The 15,958-nt window shown below is 36.4% G+C and carries 12 protein-coding genes; 2 read left to right on the top strand and 10 right to left on the bottom strand.

Annotated elements, in window-relative coordinates; all coding sequences use genetic code 11:
- Positions 1-15: 15 nt before the first annotated feature.
- Positions 16-585, bottom strand: coding sequence for a hypothetical protein (locus GQR56_RS04330; protein ID WP_024594206.1), 570 nt, complete (start codon positions 583-585; stop codon positions 16-18).
- A gap of 1,018 nt (positions 586-1,603) precedes the next feature.
- Positions 1,604-2,341, bottom strand: a complete 738-nt coding sequence (locus tag GQR56_RS04325) for a Crp/Fnr family transcriptional regulator (protein ID WP_166109282.1) — start codon at positions 2,339-2,341, stop codon at positions 1,604-1,606.
- A gap of 776 nt (positions 2,342-3,117) precedes the next feature.
- On the opposite strand from GQR56_RS04325, the gene GQR56_RS04320 reads away from it, so the two are divergent.
- On the top strand, positions 3,118-3,321 hold the full coding sequence (locus tag GQR56_RS04320; RefSeq protein WP_024590352.1) for a hypothetical protein: 204 nt from the start codon (positions 3,118-3,120) through the stop codon (positions 3,319-3,321).
- 76 nt (positions 3,322-3,397) lie between these two features.
- Here GQR56_RS04320 and GQR56_RS04315 read toward each other — a convergent pair whose 3' ends face one another.
- The 7 genes from GQR56_RS04315 to GQR56_RS04285 all read right to left on the bottom strand — a co-directional run bounded on the left by GQR56_RS04315 (position 3,398) and on the right by GQR56_RS04285 (position 13,366).
- Entirely contained in the window at positions 3,398-5,956 is a 2,559-nt protein-coding gene (locus GQR56_RS04315; RefSeq protein WP_166109281.1) for a bifunctional diguanylate cyclase/phosphodiesterase, read from the bottom strand.
- 457 nt (positions 5,957-6,413) lie between these two features.
- Positions 6,414-6,872, bottom strand: coding sequence for an ATPase (locus GQR56_RS04310; RefSeq protein ID WP_166109280.1), 459 nt, complete (start codon positions 6,870-6,872; stop codon positions 6,414-6,416).
- Positions 6,873-6,924: 52 nt separating this feature from the next.
- Positions 6,925-7,908 carry a protease modulator HflC gene (gene hflC, locus GQR56_RS04305; RefSeq protein ID WP_166109279.1) on the bottom strand — a complete coding sequence of 328 codons (984 nt, stop codon included), beginning with the start codon at positions 7,906-7,908 and terminating at the stop codon, positions 6,925-6,927.
- Entirely contained in the window at positions 7,905-8,846 is a 942-nt protein-coding gene (gene hflK / locus GQR56_RS04300; protein WP_002962612.1) for an FtsH protease activity modulator HflK, read from the bottom strand. The genes hflC and hflK overlap by 4 nt, the downstream gene beginning before the upstream one ends.
- A 510-nt stretch (positions 8,847-9,356) precedes the next feature.
- On the bottom strand, positions 9,357-10,721 hold the full coding sequence (gene nhaA, locus GQR56_RS04295) for a Na+/H+ antiporter NhaA (RefSeq protein ID WP_166109278.1): 1,365 nt from the start codon (positions 10,719-10,721) through the stop codon (positions 9,357-9,359).
- A gap of 170 nt (positions 10,722-10,891) precedes the next feature.
- On the bottom strand, positions 10,892-12,040 hold the full coding sequence (locus GQR56_RS04290; protein WP_166109277.1) for a N(5)-(carboxyethyl)ornithine synthase: 1,149 nt from the start codon (positions 12,038-12,040) through the stop codon (positions 10,892-10,894).
- 438 nt (positions 12,041-12,478) lie between these two features.
- Positions 12,479-13,366 (bottom strand): LysR family transcriptional regulator, encoded by an 888-nt coding sequence (locus GQR56_RS04285; protein WP_206018091.1) that lies wholly within the window; start codon positions 13,364-13,366, stop codon positions 12,479-12,481.
- 149 nt (positions 13,367-13,515) lie between these two features.
- On the opposite strand from GQR56_RS04285, the gene GQR56_RS04280 reads away from it, so the two are divergent.
- Positions 13,516-14,688 (top strand): MFS transporter, encoded by a 1,173-nt coding sequence (locus tag GQR56_RS04280; RefSeq protein WP_166109331.1) that lies wholly within the window; start codon positions 13,516-13,518, stop codon positions 14,686-14,688.
- Positions 14,689-15,394: 706 nt separating this feature from the next.
- On the opposite strand, the gene GQR56_RS04275 is transcribed toward GQR56_RS04280, so the two are convergent.
- The gene (locus tag GQR56_RS04275; protein ID WP_166109276.1) at positions 15,395-15,778 is read right to left on the bottom strand and encodes a hypothetical protein; all 384 of its coding nucleotides are present in this window, start codon (positions 15,776-15,778) and stop codon (positions 15,395-15,397) included.
- Positions 15,779-15,958: the final 180 nt, after the last annotated feature.

Raw genomic sequence — 15,958 nt, 5'->3', positions numbered from 1 at the left:
CTTTTAGCATACCCGTCATAATTTAATCACTTTTGTACTAATTTTAAGCCATTTACATAATTCTGTTTTTGTTTTAATAGCTGGAAATAAGGTACGCCATTCTGTTGAATCAATTACTGGTTGTTCACCTTTGAATAAGCCAATAAGTAACTCTGAGATTAAAGGGCCGGATGCATTAAAGTACTGCTTAAAAAGTAGTCGAACAATATCATTAAGAAAAATTAAACGTCTAAGATCGGGTGTCGGACGATTAGGAAGGATCAAACATGGGACAAGTTGATTTGACTGATATTGAAGTCGACAAACTTTATGAAATGTAAATAAGCCAGAGACTAGTTTTAACTTTTCGTTATCAGTTTTATATCCAATTATCGGGGCTTGATAAGCATCAAGTTTCCAAGTAGTAATTGTATCAAAGCTGTCGTTTGAACTTGGTTTTAAAAACGAAAATAAATTTATATTACTGATTAAATTATCTATGGTTTTTTCAAGGGTAATATTTTCTGCGACAATATACTCAAATGTAGACCTGTCTAATAATTCATCGATCTTTTTTAATTTGCCTTCAACATTCTCATCAATCATATTCAGCACCAGAACAATAAGTAGTCATTTTTGACATTTTCATAATGTGCCTAAATAGTGCCCAGATCAAGCTTTAAATGTTCGTAAAACACTCAAAAACAGATTTTAATATTAACTAAATTTTATCTAAGTTATTGTAATAATATGCAATTAATTATATTTACTGGAGATTATTATTTATAGAAGTAGTTAAAATAACGTCTTGACATGGTAGGGGTCGGTGGTTCGAATCCACTCAGTCGTACCAATTCAAAGTAATAAAAATCCAAAGAAAAAGCACTACCTACTCTTGATCACCCGGTCCAAGGGTCAGTGGTTCGAATCCACTCAGTCGTACCAATTCAAAGTAATAAAAATCCAAAGAAAAAGCACTACCTACTCTTGATCACCCGGTCCAAAGGTCAGTAGTTCGAATCCACTCAGTCGTACCAATTCCAAGCAATAAAAATCCAAAGAAAAAGCACTACCCACTCTTGATCACCCGGTCCAAGGGTCAGTTGTTCGAATCCACTCAGTCGTACCAATTCAAAGTAATAAATAAATAACTAAAGAAAAAGCACTACCCACTCTTGATCACCCGGTCCAAAGGTCGGTGGTTCGAATCCACTCAGTCGTACCAATTCAAAGTAATAAAAATCCAAAGAAAAAGCACTACCCACTCTTGATCACCCGGTCCAAGGGTCAGTGGTTCGAATCCACTCAGTCGTACCAATTAAAGTTTACATTTCAGACAGTTGAAGAACCTATCAAATCTACTCGTTAAGTTTTTATTATTTTTTATCCAAACGTCCAAACCATATTTTTAGCCCTTTAATCTCTCTAAAAACTCAACCTCTACCTTACAAATTTACCTCTTTGCAATTGAAGATTAAGTGACCAGTAACCTAAACTTGTTCGTATCATTTAATAAATTTATTTTAGAGCCCAGGCTCAGTGAACAACTTGCTAGGCTGTGTTTTTTGAAGCTATTACTGAATTTTATTTTTATATAAATAAACTTATTAGATACCAGAATATATTAACTGATAATTGATGGTTCTTTCGTGTTAGGTTTTTTTTCCATATAAGACTCCAACCTGTCTGTTTCTCTTTTTACAACCTCATAGCACTCGCAAGACTGGGACTCTAACTGAGGTCGGTCTATCACACTAATGTGACCACGTTTATAAGTGATAATACCCAGTTTTTGTAGTTTACCAGCGGCCTCAGTTACCCCTTCACGTCTTACGCCTAACATATTTGCTATTAACTCTTGAGTCATTATTAAATTGTTACTCGGTAAACGGTCAATCGATAGCAAAAGCCAGCGGCTTAGTTGTTGCACTATACTATGATGACGATTACAAACTGCGGTTTGCGCCGTTTGGGTAATCAATGATTGCGTGTAACGTAACATGAGCATACGCATATCAGGCTCGCTATTAAATTGCCTGCGTAATTCACAAGCGGGTAAGCGATAAGCAGTACCAGCGCTTTGCACAATAGCCCGATTGGGGGTGCTTTCTCCCCCCATAAATACAGCTATACCTACAACCCCTTCATTACCGATAACTGATATTTCAGCAGATGAGCCATCAATCATCACATACAATAATGAAACAATACTATCTATTGGAAAATAAACGTAATCGAGCTTTTCACTTGTTTCATAAATAACTTCTCCAAGGGATAAATTGACTCGCTTTAAAAGCGGAAACATGTGGTGTTGTGCGTCAGTAGATAAAGCATTAAGCAGTTTGTTCTTCAATTGACCCATCTAATGTGAATTTCCTTTTTATATGCCCAACTTATAACTAATAACTAATAAAACCTAAAAGTAATGGCTTTGAAAGTATGTAAGTTAGGATATTTTAATAATAAACTCGGATTTGTTTATACAGTTATTAGGCGCTAGAAATGAAAGGTCGTTGCTTTTTGATAATAAAAATTGTTCTATTTTTATTAAAGAATTTTAAGGTGTCTTTAATTATTTTATATACGTTTATTCACTTTAAATATAAGCCGACACTCCCAGCTGTACTTCACTGAAATAATAAAATATTCAATATAACAAGGCGAATATGTACGCTAACACACATAGTCTAAATTTATCTGCCTTTAGTCGATATATATCCATAATGGTTGATGGGGTTTAAAGATAATTTACACCACAGCATAGCGACAACTCACTGCTATAAAACACAAAATAGAACACTACTATTAGACTATGTGTGTTAACGAACCGACCCTTAACGTAGCTTGTTATATGTTGGTGTATGTATTCAGGAATATGATAAACTTTATGAACATTTTTAATGGTGCGCTATTGACTCAGTAGATACAAAGTTGGTGCAGCTAATAATGAGCACTCTAAGCAAGCAATGTCGTCTTTGTACCAGCATTTAGTCAATAGCGAAGATAAATTAAACCAATTTCTCGCTCCACCTTGCAACCCAACAATGCCAACCCATATTTACCCTTTGTAAAGATCAAGCCAAGCTTGAAAATACGCCAGTAAACAGCTTTAACAAAACACAACGAACGGGACTTATTATGACTAATGAAATTAAACACTCAATCGCAAACTTTGCAGCCTTAGAAACTTCAATAGCAAATGGGGAAGAACAATCGGTAAAAGAATTATTAGCAGATCAGTCAATGCAAGAGCTAGAAAAAAGCTACCTGTTAGACTTAGCTAAACTCGGTAATAACAGCGCTATCATAAAGCTATTAAATGATATTCCCGTAAAAAAATAGACGCTCGTGGCTATGTTATTACTCCATAGCTAGCGAGTTAATCCATGTTGTAAGGTAATAATTGATTGTTCTCGTTTTACTTATGATGACTTGTTTTATTTAGGCTATTAATATAATCAATAAGATTATTTAAAGGTATTGGTTTGGAATAATAATAGCCTTGAACCCTTATACTGCTGAATTGAGATAAATAGGCGATCAGCTCAGCATTTTCAACACCTTCAATGACCACTATTTTTTTAAGCTCTGTACAAATCTTGATGATACCTTCTAATAAAGCGCGTTCTTGGCCCTCATGCTCAGCACCAATCGTGAACTCCCGATCTATTTTTATAATATTAGCAGGCTGCCTCGACAAGTAAGAAAGGCTAGAATATCCAGCGCCAAAGTCATCAATCGCAACATTAAAGCCCTTAGCCATCAGCTTTCTAAGAACGCCTTCGATAACCCCTTTTTCTGACATGACTGTTTCAGTAACTTCAACGGTGAGCCGATGTGGCTCTATACATTTATCAGAGACTAATTGGCAAATATTTGCAACAAACCCTTGCAGTTGTAATTGCTGGGGTGAAAAATTAACAGCCACAGTAATATTTTTTAACTGTGCAGTATTACTCATATCTTTAAGTACCTGTGCTAGTACTTGTTTGCCAACTTCTAATATTTGCCCCGTTTGCTCTGCTATAGGTATAAAAATAGCCGGGGAAATATACGCACCATTACTTTTCCATCGCACCAAACTCTCAACACTAATCACTTTGTTATCAGATAAACTATGGATTGGTTGGTAATACACTTCTAAGTCACCATCTTTAAGCGCTTTTTGAAGCTCTCCTCTAATGTGGACTATTTCTTTATGCTTATCATCCATTAGCTTATGATAAAAACAAAGCTGATTCCCTCCAAGGGTTTTCGCACTGTCCATAGCAATATCTGCATGCTGTAATAGTACTTTTGAATTTCCTACTCTTTCTTTAGACATCGATATACCAGCGCTGGCTGTAAGATAAATATCAACGTCCTCTAAATAATAAACGTTTGCTAAAGAGCTTATTAATACTGATATTTCTTCTCTTAGTTTATCTTTACTTATATTGCTGTAATAAAGAATAAACTCATCATTACCAAAGCGTGCTATTGAGTCGGCTGTCAGCGCGTTATTTTTAAGTCTTCTTGCAACTAACTTGAGAACTTTATCGCCTATGGCATGCCCTAAACTATTATTTATAGAACTAAAGCCATCTAGGTTTATAAAAACCATTGCACACGGTGAGTTTAACGCTTTAGCCTGCTTAGACTGTTTAGCGTTTATTTCATCATCTAGCGCATCTCGGCGAATTAGCCCTGTTAACTCATCATATTTAGCCATTTTAAACAGCTTTTTTGATTGTTGTTTTAGTAGGTATGAAGAGTCTGAAGCAAGTATAAAAATATAGATAAAGATGAAAGTAAGCCAAATTATAATTTGTTCGACTTTTGCCCTTTCTTTTAATGCAGAGTAGTTATTAATAAAACTATATATATTGTGCTTTAAAATGCCCATTACATCGACTTTTTCTACAATATAGTCACTGTATAAACTCAATAGTATATTTAAATCGTATACGTTTTGCTTTTGAGCATTAACAGAAAAGTAAACTTGAGGCGTCAATTCAATAAATACATCAAACGTATTTAGATAATCTATGTATCTGTTCTCAATTAATAAATTCATGTCTAGTAAAGCTAAAACTTGATATTTACCGCTAGTAACTGAATTTATAGGTATCGAAAACATAATAGTCGGCGTACTCGTTTTCAACGTTAATGAATTAGCTGCAAATCTAACTTCATCCGTAGTTGTATTTAACCAGTTCACTACAGAATCACTTGATAAAAATCCACTGGAAATAAATTGCTTAGAAAATATGTCACCTTCAACTAACGTAAGATTTTCATCAAAAATAAGCATCCCTTTGATGATTTTATAATCTCTCGCATAATTTTTCATATCAACAGCGGCAAGCTTTAAAAAATTATCATGACTCACTTTCTCTAATCTCGACTTAATCCGAGATAATGACTTTTTATGCTCATCAAGATTTTTATTAAGCATTGTCCCCACTAAGCTTATTTTTTCTCGTGCTTTTTCTTCTTCACTACTCACTGTTTTTACTGCACTAGCGTACCATAACGACACACCCGTAAAGATAACTAAAAACATGACTGCTTTGGTAAACTTAGCCCCTTTAGTTATCGTTGCAGAACATAAAATTTTAATAATGAGCGCTGAGAAAAAAGAAAAAACCATAACGGCATTTAAAGCAGTAATAAATGGATTATCACTAATTAAAAAAAACTTTTCGTCAACGACTCCCCATAAGCTAAATTGAAAATTTAAGAAAAAAGCACACCCTAGAATGCCTAATACAGGAGTCACATATTTAACTTTTTTTGTAAATTTAAAATTAAATAATAAAGTTAAGATTGAGCCTAAAACTAGCGATATTAAAGCAGTACTAATAGAAATTATAGGCATCAGAGGTATTTCAAGTAAAAGACTCTCCAACCCACCCAAAATTACTACAACAACAAAAAACTGAATAAAGCCTAAATATAAAATACTTGCTGCTGATTGAGTTAGAGATAACCGCATGAGTCTGTTGTAACCTTCTAATTTGAGTCGCCAAGATCTTAAACTGTAAAGCAACTGCCGTATTAGTACAGTCAAATTTAATTGTTTTGTATTATATTAAATAAAAAGATACAGCCTTTATGGCTAGATATTAAATTGAGGGAATAATCTAATGAAAAGTAAGTAGATTCATAGTCATGCCATATCATCTGCTTCTCATTTTAATACCAACCTGCATAAATATTTGAACAATTAAAACAAATTAAATCACTCTATAACGTTGATAAATAGACCCCGTATATAAGCAGATTGGTATAACTGAATAAACTAGGATTGACTGTCCGGATATATTGAGCACACCAAACTATTTTACTTAACTCGATTAAAAGAAAAGATCTTTGATATAAATTGATATCACATACATTTGATTGAACTGACACCTTAGTAATACACTAATATTGCCAGTTCAATCAGTCTATTACATATCTGAAAACCGGTTAGCCGATTGCACAATTCTTTTTATCTCATTTTCTTCAATATCTTTTATTGTATCAAGCAACGTTTTTGCGCTTTCGATATCTACACGAGAATATATATGAATGTATAACTCAATAACTTGTTCATGATGGTTTACTATTTTCTCCATAATGTCTGAGATATCTAGCTCTTCAAAGAGTGAGTTGCAATCAACGCGCTCAATAATTGAGTGCTTTTCGATGTAATCAAAACACCAGGTGTTTAGCGCTTTTACGTCTGCCGTATTTTCAAATCCTTGTACAATATTCTCTAAACTCTCCTCATGCTCAAATAGGTAGCGAAGCATCATTCGTGCTCCCTCATCCTTATTTTGTTCAGAGCTCTGGTTTAGGCTATCTTTTAAGTTTTTGTGAAATAAAACGGTCCAATTGAGTACATCTCTAATTGTTTCAATTTGCATTTATTGCTCCTAAGTTTGATGATATCTATACAATATTTAAATATGAAGCATGCTAATTTTTAGGATTAGGCTCACTCGCCTGAGTGTGTTGTAAATACTGAAATAGCTCACTGTCGGTCGATAAAACCAATGTTGTGTTTTGGCTAAGGGCGAGTTCAAGCGCCTGCAACGAACGGGTAAATGCATAAAATGCGACTGCTTGATCATTTTTGTTATAGGCTGAGGCGTAAATAGCGGCTGCTTTAGCATCAGCTTTACCTCTAATTTCTGTTACTGCTCGGTAGGCTTCAGATTGAATTTTATCTAAGTCTCGCTCTCTGTTACCTTGTATACGGGCAGCTTCGCCTTTTCCTTCTGACAAAAAGCGTTCTGCTATTTGACGACGTTCGCTGATCATACGTTCATAGATTTTAGGGCGTACACTTTCATTATAATTAATACGTTTAAAGCGAATATCCATAAGCTCAATACCAAATACTTTGACTTTTTTGGCTGCGGCATTAAATATATCTTGCTCGACAACTAAACGTCCCATGCTTATAGGCACTAAACTACCAATATTCTGCTCTTTTTCAGCCTCGGTGAGTGACGAGTCACGCAAAGGTTGGCGATCTTTCGTTGTACGAATAATTTCGATTAATTCGTGTGTGGCTACTGCATTACGCGTTTCACTGCCAAAAATATCATCAAGTCTAGACTGTGCGCTTCGCTCATCACCTAAGCGTAAAAAATACTGCAACGGATCGGTAATCTGCCACCGCGCGTAAAGACTTACAGAAATATAAAGCTTATCTTTGGTCGGCATATCAGAAGGTGTTCCTTCCCATTCCAGCACGCGCTTATCAATAAAATTAACTTGCTGAACAAAAGGCATTTTGAGTTGAATACCCGCCTCTCTAATTGGCTCACCAACCGGTTTACCAAACTGAGTAATAACAACCTGCTCTACTTCGTTAACCGTATATAAAGCGCTATATAAAGTAACCCCTACAAGTGCAGCTAAAATACTGCTGCCAACGATTAAATAAGATTTCATGGCTGCTGTCCTTTTAGTGAAGTTAAATTGAGTAAAGGTAATACACCGCGTGCTTCGCTATCGATAATAATTTTATTTTTTATCGTTGGCATAACATCAGTCATTGTTTCTATATATATTCGTCTGCGTGTTACCTCAGGTGCCAGTTGGTACTGTGCAAACAGCGCATTAAAACGCAAAGCGTCGCCTTCAGCTTCATTAACTCGCTTAAGGCGATAACCGTCAGCCTCTCTTATTCGTTGGTCCCGCTCCCCCTCAGCAAGCGGAATAACGCGGTTATATTCGCGACGCGCTTCGTTAATCAACTTTTCTTTTTCTTGTTGAGCCTGATTAACTTCATTGAACGACCCTTGTACTGGTACGGGTGGGTTAATATTTTTTAGTTGAACCTGATCAATACTAATCCCCATTACATATTTGGTTGCCAATGCCTGCATTTTTTGTAATGCCTCAATTTCAATCCCTTGCCTGCCAATGGTAATTACTTCATCTACAGTTCTATCGCCTACAACTTCACGCATAACTGATTCAGACACGTATCGTAAAGTGCCTGCCGGGTCGCGCACCTCAAATAAGTACTTTTGGGGATCGGCTATCCGATATTGAATTACCCATTCAATCAGCGCAGTGTTTAAATCGCCAGTTACCATTTGGGTTTCTTCGCGTTGATTTGTTGCAGGTGAAATTTTTGGCGCAAATGAGCGAATATTATTTTCAGGATTAATATTTTGATCAGGGTCTGAGGCTCCAGGAGTAGAAAAACCAAACTCCTGCTTTAATTGCCGCTTGGTAGGCACTATTGTGACGTGATCAACACCTAATGGGATTTTTACATGTAAGCCCGCAGGCAGAATTTCTTGAAACTTACCAAACCTTAATACCAAAGCAACTGAATCACTGGGAACGGTATAGACTGCGCTATAGCCTGTAGCAATCAATCCCAAAAACAATACTATGGTTAAACTTGTGCTAAATTTTCCACTTAGCAGCTTCTTATACTTTTGCAGCGCACCGCTTATCACTTTATCGATATCTGGCGGACCGCTTTTACTTTTAGAATTTGGACTATTTTCGTTTTGTGTAGAAATAATATTCTCCTTTTTAAGAAACCAAAAATATGGAGCCTTATTACTACTTTAGATTGTCATAAGCCCTAGCCTAAAGCGCCAACGTGCTTCGCAATCTAGGTGATAACTTCCTCTGTATAATTTAAGGGTAATAATTTAGGGGTAATGATTTAAGGAATAGTTTTAAGATTTAAATTCATGCACTTATAGATTAATTTAAAGCCAAAAAACCTTAATAAGACATTAGCGTATTTATTTTAATTGGTCTGTTCGGTACGCCACATAGCGTGTTTTAAACAATAGGTTTAATTGATAAATAAAGGGTTAAGTACAACTAATGAGTACAAACTATTGAATACCCATTAGCCCCTTCTCGTCCTATTATGACGTTGAATTAATTGATTTATTGCTCTTTTTTGAGGCAACCACTCGAATATATAAAACCCCAAGTATTGCAGAAAGAACCGAAGCCACTAAAACCGATGTTTTTGCGTTATGAAGATGCTCGGCTTGCCCATCAAACCCCAACGTAGCAATAAAGGTAGACATGGTGAATCCAATCCCAGCGATAAGTGAAGCACCAATAACATGCTGAAGATTGATACCTTCTGGCAAGCAACCTATTTTGTAGCGCAAAGCAAGCCAACACGCACCCGAAATACCAATAAACTTACCAACAACAAGACCACTAATAATACCTAAGCCAACGGGATCACTGAGACTCTCAACAAATGAACTAAAGTTAAAAACCACACCCGCATTAACTAAAGCAAATAGCGGTAAAATAAACAGTGCGACAGGCAGGTGCAGCACATCTTCCCACCGACGCAAAGGTGTACCCGCATTTTCGGCTAAATCACGAATTTCGAGTACCTGTTTATGATCCTGTCTGCTAGCCAGAACATCTACTTTCTCTATTTCTTTTTGCATAGAGGTAATGGTTGTTTTTGCCTTTTCAAGCGACCTTCCTGAGCCCAACATTGAGCGAGCAGGAGCCGTTAAAGCAATAGCAACACCTGCTACAGTAGGATGCACACCTGACTGTAACATCATCCACCAGGTGGCAAGACCAATGATAATGTAAAAAAGCGGCTGCCTTATTCCGGCATAATTGGCGGCTACTAAAAAAGCAAATAGAACAACGGCGCATGACAAATACATCACCGATATTTCTTGGGTATAAAACACGGCAATAACGAGTATTGCCCCCACATCGTCAACAATCGCAAGACCTACAATAAAAGCCAACAAGCTTGTTGGTATATGTTTTCTTACAATTGTAAGCACACCTAATGCAAACGCAGTGTCGGTTGCCATGGGTATACCCCAACCAATCAGTGAATCTTGCCCCCAGTTAAACAGCGAATAAATACCAGCCGGCACGACCATTCCGCCAATGGCGCAAAAAATGAGCATGTGTCTATTTTTGGGCTCAGCTAAATCTCCAGCAAGTACCTCTCGTTTTATTTCAAGCCCAAGCAATAAGAAAAATATCACCATCAAACCATCATTAATAATGTGTTTAAGCGAGGTTTTTAGCTCAAAGTTTCCTAATGAGATCCCAATAGGCGTATGCACTAAGTTCAGATAGGTAGCTGAATAAGCTGAATTTGCCCACCATAGTGCAATGATTGTAGATACCAGAAGAAACAGACTAGAGGTGGTTTGAGCACGCATAAAATTAGAAAATGGGTCGTGCATATAGTCTAAGCCACGATTTAGTATGTTTTTAGAATCGTTAGGCATATCAGGTAGCCTTATAAATTGTGGGTGTTCGTTTTATAAAAACTTTTAAGATTTAAGTTCTCCAGTTTTACTATCAGTCAACAAACACTTCGCCTTAAAATTACTAGCATTAAGACGAAGTGCACACCCCTAATTAATCTAATGTAAAATTAGATTAGAGATAGATATAATCATTGTGTTATTACGTTATAAGGGTAAATATTTTCGCGGTTTTGGAATGCCAAAATAGCCGTATTTTTAATTATTCCTTGCTCAATGTTTATTGCACGGCGAATGGTTTCATCTTTTTGCCACTGTAAAGCGCCTTTGAGTATCGTTTGTAAATATACAATGAGCGCCGCAGAGATTGAACGCGTCGCGCTTTCCCATAAATAACTCGGTGTATGATCAACACCATAATAATCCGTGTTGTTATATCGAAATAAAGGATTTTTAAACGTTGTCGGCTTTGCAAAAAAGAATCCCATCCCCTCATCACAGCTAACATCAATAATTAAGCTGTTTGGTTTTAAGCAGTCGGCCTCTGATTCAATGACAAAGTTAACCGGATGAGCTGTTTCTTGATAAGTCCCGTTCACGATAATATCGGCTTCGCTAATAAGATCGCCAAGAGGTCGATTAGTCCCATCATGCTCAACAACCATCATGCGAGCCTCTCCTTCAAGACCTTCTCGTACCTTAACATAATGACAATCTAATATTTCTTCACGCACTTCGTGATCAGGACGCTGAATACAAATTGTAATATCTCTAAAACCATGCGCTTTAAGAGCGTAAATTGCGCCTCTACTCACTGCACCAAAACTAAATATAATCGTTTTACGTTGATCGCCATAATGACCATCAATACCCTTAAGTTGCAATGCATGTATTACAGCGCAATACCCTGCCATTTCATTGTTTTTATAAAAAGTATGGCGCCCTACATTTCCGTTTGGTGACCACACATACATATCTTCAAAAGCAATTAAGGTAAGTTTACGTTCTATCGCCGCTTGTGTTATTTCATGCTGTTGAACGCAGTGGGCATAGCCCCAAATAGTGCCTCCTTCGCGCATTTCTTCTAAGTCAGCAAGTACAGGCTTTGCAATAATGGCAGTGCCAATATGGGTAAGTATTTCGCTGCGCGATGCAATGCCACCCGTTAACGTTGCAATATATTCATCGCTAACATTAAAAGCGGTGCCATAGCCTTGTTCAAACACCATTTGTTTTCTAAGATTTTCGGGAATTCGTAATAAGTGCTCTGGGTGAATAGGATACCGTCTTTCATCTGTCTTGCGGGATGTTCCGATAACGCCGATAGTTAATTCACTCATGCTAAGTCCTGTTTATAAAGTAAGTACGCTTGAGTTCATCAACGAATCATCATACTTCGCCAATAAACTTAGGCGGTGTTTTTTCTGTACGTTTTTGGCTCGGATGAACCAGCTCTATTTTACAAAGGTGTAATTTTGACAATAAATAATGAAGAGCAGTGAATTAACTGCATTGAGTTGCAAGCTGAAGACTATTACCTTTTGAGTAAAAGTGCTGACTGAGTATATCAGAAATAAGTATTACTAACTTGAGTATCTCAAACTGAAATAAAGGAAGTACTCGCTAATTACTGAGGTTTTAACTTAATGATTTACTTTGTAGAACAGATTTAATGAGCTTTGTATTGGGCTAGCTGAACGTTTGGCTTTTATATAAACTTCCACTTTGCAAAAGCGTTCTTAAAGATAAGATAAGCAAATAAACAAAGCTAATGTTAATCATAATGTTAATTTGGGTTTGATGAAGTCTATAAATGCTTTAACCCTTTCAGAAGCTGCTGACGATTTATAAAATACTGCATTCACCAACTCCCTGTCAGTACCTTGAATCCTATATGAGTCCAACAATGAAATGAGTTTACCTGACTCAATATCCTGGTTAGCCATAAAACCAGATAAGCACGTTATACCACTTCCTGATAAAGCTAATTGCCGAATAGTTTCACCATTACTAGCTGTTATTGTTGGTGTGATTATATCTATCCCTCTAATCGGCCATTTGTTAAGTGTTTTAATATTTGAAAAACCAATTAATGTATGATTTTTCAAATCTGTTGGTTTTTTAGGTAAGCCGTTTTGTGTAATATATTGCGGAGATGCCACAATAAAAAGTGAACTTTTTCCTAGAATTTTGGCATGTAATGTTGAGTCATCTAATTTTCCTATTCTAATTGCTACATCGGTACGTTTTTCAATTAAATCAACGATTCCTTCATTAGAATTAAGTTCAATGTCAATATTAGGGTAAGCCTTTTTAAAAGCACTTATATGAGGCGCAATTTGATGAAATATAAATGGGCTAACAGCATCAATACGCAACTTTCCTTGAAGGATCTTTGCCTTAACAGCTATGTCTGCTTCTGCATTTTGAATATGCTGAAGACCAATACTTACTGCATCAACAAATTTCTTACCTTCATCTGTCAACATAACTCGTCTAGTTGTACGAATTAAAATAGTTTCTCCAAGATCTTTTTCTATTTTTGTTACAGAGCGAGATATACGAGCAACTTGAATATTTAATGCGTCGGCAGCAGCAGAAAAACCGCCAAACTCAACAACAGCTAATAAAAGCTCTAAATCATCGGATCTTGTTTTTAAATTCAAATTAACCTCATTTATTACAATAGTATTTTGTAAGTAACACTGTTTATTGCAACAGTTTAGCAGGTAATAATTACGCCAACAAATAGAAGTAAGGGTTTCTTTAACCCCCTAACTTCACACCGCTGTATTAATTAAACTTGGAGATTATGATGCCACTAGCATTACTTGCATTAGCACTCAGCGCTTTTGCGATAGGAACAACCGAATTTGTGATTGTCGGATTACTACCAACAATGGCACAAGACCTTAGTATATCGATCCCTTCAGCAGGCTTATTAGTTAGTCTATACGCACTAGGTGTAGCAATAGGTGCTCCTGTTTTAACCGCTTTTACAAGTAAGTGGAATAGAAAAAACGTGTTGTTATCGGTTATGGGGTTGTTTGTTATTGGAAACTTGGTCGCTTGGCAAGCACCTAGTTTTGAAGCATTGATAATAGCTAGAATACTAACAGGACTGGCACATGGTGTATTTTTCTCTATAGGCTCTACTATTGCTACAAGCTTAGTACCGAAAGAAAAAGGAGCAAGTGCTATTGCAATTATGTTCACAGGATTAACCGTAGCTTTAGTAACAGGGGTTCCATTAGGCACTTATATCGGTCAAGTTTTCGGTTGGGAAGCTACCTTTTTAACCGTATCTATTTTAGGTTTATTAGCCATGATTGGTAGCGCTATACTCGTCCCAAGCAATTTAAAGCAAGCTAAACCAACTAATCTTGCAGCACAGGTTAAAGTGTTAACTCATCCAAGGTTATTATTAGTTTATGCGATCACAGCGATTGGCTATGGCGGAACTTTTATTGCTTTTACTTATTTAGCACCCTTTCTTAATGAAGTGACTGGCTTTGCATCTAGTTCGGTAGGTTTAATACTTTTAGTGTACGGTATTTCCGTTGCTGTCGGAAACATATGGGGTGGAAAAATGGCTGATAGCCTTGGTCCTATTAAAGCATTAACGATAATTTTTTCAGGACTTGCAGGGATATTATTAGTCTTAAACTTTACCGCTTATAACCCGGTTGCAGCTGTGATAACTATTTTAGTATGGGGTGCATTTGCTTTCGGTAACGTACCTGGCTTGCAAGTTTATATTGTGAAACTAGCTGAAAAATACACACCTGATGCAGTAGATGTTGCATCGGGTCTAAATATCGCAGCTTTTAATGTAGGCATTGCAATAGGAGCATGGGGAGGTGGTATCATTGTTGAAGAGCATGGTTTAATGAATACTCCTTGGGTTGGCGCTGTTGTTGTTTTAATTGCACTTGTTTTAACTCGTTTTAGTGGAATTTTAGATCGAAAGGCGCAGATCATAAATTAGTTAAAACCATAACCTAAACTTGGGCTCTGTTTTTATATATCAAAGCAGAGCTTATTGCATTATATCTATAAAAAATTGACGACTATTTAAGACTAAAAGTTAATCTTCTTTGTTTTGCATTATAACAAATACACTTTCTCTGTTTCCTGTGAACGCTCCTTTAACTAATAATAAGGATAGTGTTGCATTCACCAGTTGAAACCACAGCTCTTAGCCGACTATCAGCTATATGCTCCTTTTAGTTGCTTATTACACCAAAGGCTCTACTACGTCTTTTACAAAAACTACGTCACGTCTAATGTTATTCATTTTCACAACATACTCGAAAGTTGATGACCCAGTTAACAACTAAGGAAAAACCGCAATCGAGGCAGCTTAAATCGAAACAATAAAAGTTTAAAAAATAATATTAAATGCTATTGCAGATCGTGATATTGAACAAGCGACTCACACTTTACTTAAGCGCATTAATAATTTAATTATTGAGAAATTAGGTAGTTACTGCAAGTTTATAAAATGCTTGGGTTTAGTAAAAAAGCTTAAAGAGTGAAGCAGTCTAACAACGCCAAAACTATTGCTTTAGTTCTATTATTCTAGTTCTATTACTTTAGTTTTGGCGCTTATTAAAGGGAGAATATTTACCCTTTCATTTGTTCAAGCTCTTTGCCTTTAAGTAGTTAAATCATGTTGTATATCAGTTTAAGATTTAGCTAATACCTTGCAGGCTTACTTCACAGTTTTCGATGCTAAACCCTCTTTCTTTTGTTATTTTCACTTTACTGTTGTCACTATCATCAGTAAAAAACACGTCATTACCTTCAATTGAAATACGGCCTATTTGCTTTTGCATCGCAATTCCGCTGCTTGTTAACTTAATATCCATATCATCTGTAAACCCAACTAAAATAGGATCTGCACCTAAAGTTAAATTAAAGCTGTGCGCTTTTGCTAATGAAATGCCAGTACCAATAGGTTTTAAAGTAACGTTAATTGATGCTTTTCTAAATACCTCTTCTGATGTTGCAACCATAAGCCCAATTACAGCGCCGGTTACAACAACGCCCATGGTGTAGCTTAAACCTAAGTTCATTACAACAAGCCCAATTGCACCCCCTACTGCGCCAGCGATTAATGCAACTTGTGCTTTTAAAAGACCTAAGGGGTCAAAAGACCTAAGGGGTCAAATCCTGAGGGATCCCCACAATTATTAATAAGCTACAAGCACTCACGGCAATCCTTATTTAATTGTTTGAGTGCTTCTGAAAAAATT

This window comes from Pseudoalteromonas sp. Z9A5 (assembly GCF_011378875.1).
Lineage (GTDB): Bacteria > Pseudomonadota > Gammaproteobacteria > Enterobacterales > Alteromonadaceae > Pseudoalteromonas.
The sequence above is the reverse complement of the archived record's forward strand: the minus strand, read 5'-3'. Positions and strand labels throughout refer to the sequence as shown.